Below are 7,274 nucleotides of genomic sequence, written 5' to 3'. Positions count from 1 at the left end.
GGATGGCAGTGCGCGGCCAACTCGGCGGCGGCCAGAAAGAAGTGGTGCCCGCCGCGGTTGTGCGCACGCTCATGCGCGAAGAGGACCTCCCGCTCGTCGGCGCCGAGGCTGCGCAGCATGGCGGTGGTGACCACGATCCGGTGCGGCCTGCCGGGCAGCGCGTAGGCGTCGGGGTGCGGGGACTCCAGCACGCAGAGGTCGCCGGCGGCGGGGCGGGCGGCCACCGCTCTGCGGGCGGTGCGCAGCGCCCGGATCTGTAGCCGCCCGGATCGCGCCAGGGTCCAGGTGCTCACCGCGAGCGCCCCGGCGGCGAGCCCGGCCGCGGGCAGCACCAGGAGGTCGGACGGGGTGCGCAGCGGATGCACGAAGTGTCCGAGAGCGGCCAGGGGCGGGAGCTTCAGCAGGCCGGTGAGCAGCAGCCCGCCGAGTGCGGCGACCGCGGCGGCGCCGAGCACCAGCGCGGTGGCGGTGAGCGCCCACAGCGCGGCGACCGGGCTGAGGCGCCGCAGGGCACCGCGGGCCAGCAACGGCAGGGCGCAGGGCAGCAGCAGGGGTGCCAGCAACGGCAGCAGCAGGGCGGTCACTGCTCCGGAGCCTCCAGCAGATGGCGCAGCAACTGCTCGTCGTCCGGGCTGAGTTGGGCGACGAAGCGGGCGAGCACCGTCTCCCGGTCCGTCTCGCGGTCGAGTTCACTGTGCATCCGGCGGGCGGTGAGGCCCTGGGCGTCCTGGACCTCTCGTACGGGGAGGTAGGCGTAGCCCCGGCCCTGGCGGCGGCGCTCGACGGCGCCCTTGCCGTGCAGGCGGGTCAGGATGGTGGTGACCGTGGTGCGGGCCAGGCCGGCGTCCAGGTGGGACTGCACCTGGCCGGGTGTGAGCGGGGTGCCCGCGGACCAGAGCGCGGCCATCACGGCGGCCTCCAGCTCGCCGGCGGGGCGGCGTTCGTCCTTCGCGTCACTCATGGGAACCGTCCTCCATGGGAACCATCTTCGTCCGCTCTTCGTCTACAGTGCCATAGTCGGTCTACAGCTCTGTAGACGTATACTTTCGCGGGCTCAGCCGCGCCCTCCCCGGTCCGTACCGAAAGGCCCATCCATGTTCCCTCATGCACCGCTGCCGCCGGCACCGGGTGTCCGGCTCGCCATGGACGGCTCCGGGATCGATGGCTCCGTCTACACCGACGTGGTGGAACTGGCCCGCCGCTCCCCCGGCTGGCTGGACGCGGTGGTCTCGCTCTGGTCCACGTACGGGCTGGCGGTGTTCGCGGTGCTGATGCTGGTCGTGTGGTGGCGGGCGCGGCGGGTGAGTGCGGGGCTGGCGCTGACGGCGCTGGCGGTGCCGCTGGTGGTGGTCGGGGCCTATGCGGTGGACATGGTGCTGAAGTCGCTGGTGCGGGAGGACCGGCCCTGCCAGAGCCTCCCGGTGTCGACCCTGGAGTCCTGCCCGGCCGCCGGTGACTGGTCCTTCCCCAGCAACCACGCGACCATCGCCGCCGCGGCCGCGGTCGCGCTGCTGCTGGTCTCCCGGCGGCTCGGGGTGGTCGCCCTGTTCGCGGCCGCCGCGATGGCCGCCTCCCGGGTCTGGGTCGGGGCGCACTATCCCCATGATGTCGCGGCGGGCGTGGTCGTCGGCGCGCTGGTGGCCTGGGCCGCGATGCACGTGGTGCGCCGCCGCCCGGAGGCGCTGGCCGACCGGCTCGCCGCGACCCGGCTGCGCCCGCTGCTGAGCGCGTCCTGACTCAGGCGTCCGCGACCCGGACGGTGCGCAGCTCCGGATCCTGCGCGTCCGGCAGGTTCATCCCGGCGGCGGCGCCGCTGCGGAGGTAGTCGAGGACGACGGCGGTGAGCCGTTCCCCGGGCAGGACCACGGGGATGCCCGGCGGGTACGGCGTGATCATCTCGGCGGCGATCCTGCCCACCGCCTCCTCGGCCGGCACGTCCCGCACCGGCCCGAAGAAGGCGTCCCGCGGAGTCCGGCACTGCTCCATCCTGAGCTCCGCCCCGGACGGCACCCGCACCCGGGGCGCGGGGCGCAGGGAGCCGGCCGCCCGGGACAGTGCGCGCAGGGCGCCGAGCAGGGTGCCGGTGGTCCGCTCGTCGTCGGCGTGGGTGAGCTGGGTGCTGATCCGCCGGTGATCGCTGATGTGGGTGTCGACGGCGTGCGCTGGGTGCTGATCCGCCGGTGATCGCTGATGTGGGTGTCGACGGCGTGCTCCGTGCGCAACCAGTCCGCGGCGCGGTAGCCGGTGGTCCCGAGGCCGGAGACGTCGATGACGACCGGCAGCGGGTCGAACTGCGCGCCGCTCCCCCGCCCGCAGAAGTCCGCCCGGTCGTTGACGTGCAGCCCGTCGATCTCCTCGATCGCGGTGCGCACCCCGGCGGCCAGGTCGAGGGCGCGGCCGAGGAGGCGGTGCCCGTGCAGCACCATCTGCCGGCGCCAGCCGTCCATGCCCGCGTAGAGGAGGACGGAGGGGCTGGTGGTGCCGAGCAGGTCGGCGCGGGAGGCGAGGCGGCCGGGGCCGATGTGCGGGCCCTGGAGGTGGAAGACGGAGCCCTGTTCGAGGCCGCTGCCCATCTTGTGGATGCTGGTGACGCAGACATCGGCGCCCGCGTCCATGGCCCAGGTCGGCAACTCCGGGTGGAACGGCAGATGGGCGCCCCACGCCTCGTCGACGATCAGCGGTCGGGAGCGCTCGTGGCAGACGTCGGCGATGGCCCGGACGTCGGCGCAGACCCCGTACGGGGTGGGGCTGGTGACCAGGGCGCCGTGTGCGCCGGGGTGCCGGTCGAAGGCGGCGGCGTAGGCCTCGGCGGAGGGCGGGTGGGCGAGGTGCCGTTCGTCGTCCCACCGGGGGTCGACCCACACCGGGCGCACCCCGGAGAGGATGAGGCCGGAGACGACGGACTTGTGCGCGTCGCGGCCGACGAGGAGTTCGTCGCCGGGACCCGCGGCGGAGAGCATGGCGGCCTTGACCGAGAGTGAGCTGCCGCAGGTGGAGAAGAAGGTGTGCTCGGCGTGCACGGCGTCGGCCATCAGTTCCTCGGCCCGTTCCAGGACCCGCCCCCGCCCGTGCCGGTCGTCGAGCCCGCCGGTGGCGAGGACGTCCCCGAGGAAGACGGCGTCCCCGAGTAGGGCGCGGACCTCGGGGTCGGCGCCGCGGGCCTGCTTGTGTCCCGGAGGTGTGAACGGCGTCTGCCCGGAGGCCCGGTAGGCGGCGAGGGCTTCCAGTACGGGGGCTCGGCTGTGGTCGGGCGGCATGGTGCGACGGGTGCCCGGTCCGTACGGCTTGTCACTCAGTGCTGAGAGGCCGTCTGACGGGTGTCCGCGGGTGGCGCGAAGCTGGCGTAGTAGGCGGCGGCCATGTCCTCCTCGGCGTGGCCCTGGGCGGCGGCGCGGCGGAGGCGTTCGGCGCCCGCCTCGGCGCCGTCAAGGCGGATGCCGTGCCGTCGGCCCGCGGCGATGATCAGCCGGGCGTCCTTCTCCGCGGTGGCGACGGCGAAGCTCGGCGGGGAGAGCCGGTCCTCCAGCACCAGCCGGGACTTGGCGTGCAGATAGCCCATGTCGAGGGCCCCGCCCGCGATCGCGTCCAGGAAGCCCTGCGGGTCGACACCGAGTCCCTTGGCGAGGGCCAGGGACTCGCCCACGGCGTTGGTGGCGGCGAGTACCCAGCTGTTGGCCACCAGCTTCAGCCGGGAGGCGCTGCCCTCGGCACCGTCCGTCCCGGTCCACACGGTGCGGGCGCCGACGGCGTCCAGTACGGGCGCCACCGACTCCCGGCGGTCGACCGGGCCCGCGGCGAGCACCATGAGCTGTCCGGCCTCGGCGGGTTCCCGGGTGCCGAGGACCGGGGCGTCGAAGAAGGCCAGGGAGTGCTCGCGGGCGAACCGCGCCAGCTCGTCGAGGGCGTCGAGGCCCGCGGTGGTGGATTGGAGCCAGGCGGCGCCGGGCCGGAGTGCCGGTGCCGCCTCGCGCATCACGCTCAGGACGGCCGGCCCGTCGTGGAGCACGGTGAGCACCACGTCCGCGCCCTCGACCGCCTCCGCGGGGGTGTCCGCGACCTGGGCTCCTTCGGCGGCCAGCGGTTCGGCCTTGGCCCGGGTGCGGTTCCAGACGCGGAGGGTGTGCCCGGCGCGGGCGATGTTGCGCGCCATGGCCGCGCCCATGATCCCGGTGCCCAGGACGCTCACGGTGAGCCGGTCGGACATCACGTCACCTCTCCTGCTGTGCGGACTGCGGTGGTTGCGGTGTGCGGCCGCCGACCGCCGATGCGGGCGGCTCGCCGACGCTGCGGCGGGCCGCCCGCGACGGGGTCGGCAGGCGGCACTCGGTCGATGGTCCGACGCCGCGCGCCGCGGGGCCCGCTGGCCGCGTGCAGTCGGGCGAGAACCTGCACACCGCGGGGTGACCACCGCGCCCGCGGTACGGAGGGGAACGGTCAGGCGGGCACCGGAGCGCGTCCGTCGGTCGGTTCGGACCAGGCGTCGTAGCCGTAGAGCCAGTCGGCGTCGCCGCCGCTCTTGAGCCAGTCGTTGGCGCGGGAGCCGAGTTGGACCCTGCTGGTGCGGGGCAGCCGGGCCGCCTGGTAGGCGAGCAGCGACTCCTCGGGGGTGCGGCTCTCCTCGGCGAGGCACCGGGCCAGTACCACGGCGTCCTCGATGGCCTGGCCCGCGCCCTGCGCCATGAACGGCATCATCGGGTGGCAGGCGTCGCCGAGCAGGGTGACCCGCCCGGCGGTCCAGGTGGGCAGCGGATCCCGTACGTAGAGCGCGGACTTGAGGACGCTGTCGCAGCCGGCGAGCAGGGCGCGGGCCTCCGGGTGGAACGCCGCGTAGGCCTCGCGGAGTTCGGCGACCGCGCCGGGCGTGGTCCAGGACTCCTCGCGCCAGGCGTCCTGGGGGCGGGTGGCGAAGACGAAGACGTCCCGGCCCCGGTTGAGCGGGAAGGTGACGAGCTGCGTCTGCGGATCGGGGCCCCACCACTTGGTGAACGCGTCCAGGTGCGGAACGTCGAGCCGGTCGGCGGGGACCACGGCACGGTAGGCGACGACGCCGGTGAACTCGGGCTGCTCGGGGCCGAAGAGGGCGGTGCGCACCGCGGAGTGGATGCCGTCGGCGCCGATCAGCACATCGGCCTCGGCAGGGTCGCCGTCCGCGAAGCTCAGGCGGAGGCGGTCGCCGGTGGTGTCCACGCCGGTCAGCCGGTGGCCGTGGCGGACGGTCCCGGGTGGCAGTGCGGCGCCCAGGGCCTCGGTGAGGTCGGCGCGGTGGATCGTCAACTGGGGTGAGCCGTAACGCTGTTCGGCGGTGTCGCCCATGGGGAGGCGGGAGGTGACCTCGCCGGTGTCCCACATCCGGCTGATGCGCTGGGTGGGGCGGGCGGCGGTGCGGCGGACCGCTTCTCCGACGCCGAGGCCGTCGAGGGCGCGTACCGCGTTGGGCGTGAGGTTGATGTCCGCGCCGACCCGGCCGAACTGGGCGGCCTGTTCGAAGACGACCGGGTGGTGGCCGAGGGTGCGCAGGGCGAGGGCGGCGCTGAGGCCTCCCACACCCGCGCCCGCGATTCCGACGGTCAGCTTGGTCATGGATGTTCCTCTCCAGGAGCGGGGGGCGCACGGCTGCCCGTTGGGGGATGAACAGCTCCGGGGGCCGCCGGGCACGGTGTGCGGGGGCGGTGCGCGGAGTGCGGCAGCGTGGCCAGAGTAGCCCCAATTACCTAAGCACAAAAGTATTCCGGCGAACGAAGAGACCTCGCTGAAGCATCAACGGGGCGCGTTCCGGGGCCGTACATGTCCACGAATTAACTTAACTGCAAGTTATTGACCGCTTAGGTAATGCCTTCTAGTGTCCTCCGCATCCGGCCTGCGGAAGGAAGACCACATGACGACACCGGCCACGCGAGCGGCCACGGGCACCATAGCCGCCCGACTTGAACGGCTCCCGCACTCCCGCTGGCATGTGAAGGTCAGGGTGCTCATCGGCGCGGTGACGTTCCTGGAGGCCTTCGACCAGTTGCTCGCCGCCTCGGCGCTGCCGGTCCTCACCAAGACCTGGCACCTCGACACCGGCCAGGCCACCTTCGCCATCACCGCCGCCTCCCTCGGCATGTTGCTCGGCGCGCTGGCCGCGGGCTGGCTCGGCGACCGCATCGGCCGGGTCCGTACGGTGGCCCTCGGGGTCGCCGTGACCACGCTCGGCTCGCTCGGTGTGGCGCTGGCGCAGAACATCGAGATGTTCTCGCTGCTGCGGCTCTGCCAGGGCCTCGGCATCGGCGGTGTGGTGCCGGTCGCGGCCACCTATGTCAACGAGATCGCCCGCGCCGACAAGCGCGGCCGGTTCGTGCTCCTCTACGAGATGATCTTCCCCGCGGGCCTCTCCGCGGCCTCCCTGGTCGCCGTGTGGGTGGTGCCCAACCTGGGCTGGCGGGCCATGTTCATCCTCGGCGGACTGCCGGTCCTCCTCGCCGTCACCCTCCCCCGCACCGTTCCGGAGTCCCCCCGCTGGCTGCTCTCCCAGGGCCGGTACGAGGAGGCGGAACGGGTCGTCGAGCAGATCGAGGCGGAGGTGCGCGCCGCCACCGGGGGCGAGCTGCCCGAGCCCGGGCCCGCCGTCGTCCAGGAGACCAGCAAGGGCCGTATGCGCGACCTCTTCACCGGCCGCTACCTGCGCCGCACCACCGTGCTCTCGACGCTGTGGTTCGTCGCCTACTACGTGAACTTCGGTATCACCGCCTGGCTGCCGCAGCTCTACACCAGCGAGTTCGGGCTGGACCTCACCACCGCGCTGGTGTACTCGATGCTGACCAACGCCTTCGGTCTGCTCGGCACCTTCCTGGTGGCGCTGCTGATCGACCGGATCGGTCGGCGGCCCTCGCTGACGCTCGGCCTCGGCGGGGCGGCCGTCTCCCTGCTGGTGCTGGCGCTGCTCGGCGCCACCTCCGGCGCCCAGGTCGCCGTCTTCGCGTCCTGCACCGGCTTCTTCCTCTTCGCCGTCAACGCCGGCCTGTACCTGTACGCGCCGGAGCTGTACCCGACCCGCAACCGGGCCAAGGGGGCCGCCTTCGGCGGGCTGTGGAACCGGCTGGGGGTCACCCTGGGGCCGATCGTGGTCGGCGCCATCGTCGCTGCGGGCGGCGGACTGCGTACCGTCTTCCTGCAGTTGGGCATCGTGGCCGCGGTGGGTGCCGTGGTGTGCCTCTTCGCGGTGGAGACCAAGGGCAAGGCGCTGGAAGAGCTCAACACCTGAGTGCGGTACGGCACTTGGGGCAGCGGGCCCCGGA

6 protein-coding genes and 1 pseudogene are annotated in these 7,274 nt (G+C 73.6%); 2 read left to right on the top strand and 5 right to left on the bottom strand.

The genetic code is table 11. The features are described from left to right. Together ACFVST_RS03890 and ACFVST_RS03885 are read right to left on the bottom strand one after the other, a co-directional pair. Window positions 1–584, bottom strand: a 584-nt coding sequence (locus ACFVST_RS03890) for a M48 family metalloprotease (RefSeq protein ID WP_390146593.1), incomplete at its 3' end; no start/stop codon positions are given. Beyond that, complete coding sequence (locus ACFVST_RS03885) at window positions 581–961, bottom strand: BlaI/MecI/CopY family transcriptional regulator (RefSeq protein WP_390146591.1); 381 nt, start codon at window positions 959–961, stop codon at window positions 581–583. The genes ACFVST_RS03890 and ACFVST_RS03885, both read right to left, overlap by 4 nt. Window positions 962–1,094: 133 nt before the next feature. Here ACFVST_RS03885 and ACFVST_RS03880 point away from each other — a divergent pair, with 133 nt between their 5' ends. Beyond that, window positions 1,095–1,736 (top strand): phosphatase PAP2 family protein, encoded by a 642-nt coding sequence (locus ACFVST_RS03880; RefSeq protein WP_390146589.1) that lies wholly within the window; start codon window positions 1,095–1,097, stop codon window positions 1,734–1,736. 1 nt (window position 1,737) lies between these two features. Here the strand turns inward: ACFVST_RS03880 and ACFVST_RS03875 are convergent. The 3 genes and pseudogenes from ACFVST_RS03875 to ACFVST_RS03865 form a co-directional block, all read right to left on the bottom strand. Further along, a pseudogene (locus ACFVST_RS03875) lies at window positions 1,738–3,257 on the bottom strand (aminotransferase class I/II-fold pyridoxal phosphate-dependent enzyme). Between the two features lie 35 nt (window positions 3,258–3,292). After that, on the bottom strand, window positions 3,293–4,204 hold the full coding sequence (locus ACFVST_RS03870) for an NAD(P)-dependent oxidoreductase (RefSeq protein ID WP_390146587.1): 912 nt from the start codon (window positions 4,202–4,204) through the stop codon (window positions 3,293–3,295). A gap of 230 nt (window positions 4,205–4,434) precedes the next feature. Continuing rightward, window positions 4,435–5,580 carry an FAD-dependent monooxygenase gene (locus ACFVST_RS03865; RefSeq protein ID WP_390146585.1) on the bottom strand — a complete coding sequence of 382 codons (1,146 nt, stop codon included), beginning with the start codon at window positions 5,578–5,580 and terminating at the stop codon, window positions 4,435–4,437. Between the two features lie 295 nt (window positions 5,581–5,875). Here ACFVST_RS03865 and ACFVST_RS03860 point away from each other — a divergent pair, with 295 nt between their 5' ends. Next, a complete protein-coding gene (locus tag ACFVST_RS03860; RefSeq protein ID WP_390146584.1) occupies window positions 5,876–7,240 on the top strand; it encodes an MFS transporter in 1,365 nt (454 codons plus the stop codon). Window positions 7,241–7,274: the final 34 nt, after the last annotated feature.

The organism is Streptomyces sp. NPDC058045 (assembly GCF_042885635.1).
Lineage (GTDB): Bacteria > Actinomycetota > Actinomycetes > Streptomycetales > Streptomycetaceae > Streptomyces.
This window is presented reverse-complemented; position numbering and strand designations above follow the sequence as displayed.

What these genes read in the sequence shown, in the direction of transcription:
- ACFVST_RS03885 (WP_390146591.1), bottom strand. Translation starts at nt 961, where the DNA reads ATGAGTGACGCGAAGGACGAACGCCGCCCCGCCGGCGAGCTGGAGGCC.
- ACFVST_RS03870 (WP_390146587.1), bottom strand. Translation starts at nt 4,204, where the DNA reads ATGTCCGACCGGCTCACCGTGAGCGTCCTGGGCACCGGGATCATGGGC.
- ACFVST_RS03860 (WP_390146584.1), top strand. Translation starts at nt 5,876, where the DNA reads ATGACGACACCGGCCACGCGAGCGGCCACGGGCACCATAGCCGCCCGA.
- ACFVST_RS03865 (WP_390146585.1), bottom strand. Translation starts at nt 5,580, where the DNA reads ATGACCAAGCTGACCGTCGGAATCGCGGGCGCGGGTGTGGGAGGCCTC.
- ACFVST_RS03880 (WP_390146589.1), top strand. Translation starts at nt 1,095, where the DNA reads ATGTTCCCTCATGCACCGCTGCCGCCGGCACCGGGTGTCCGGCTCGCC.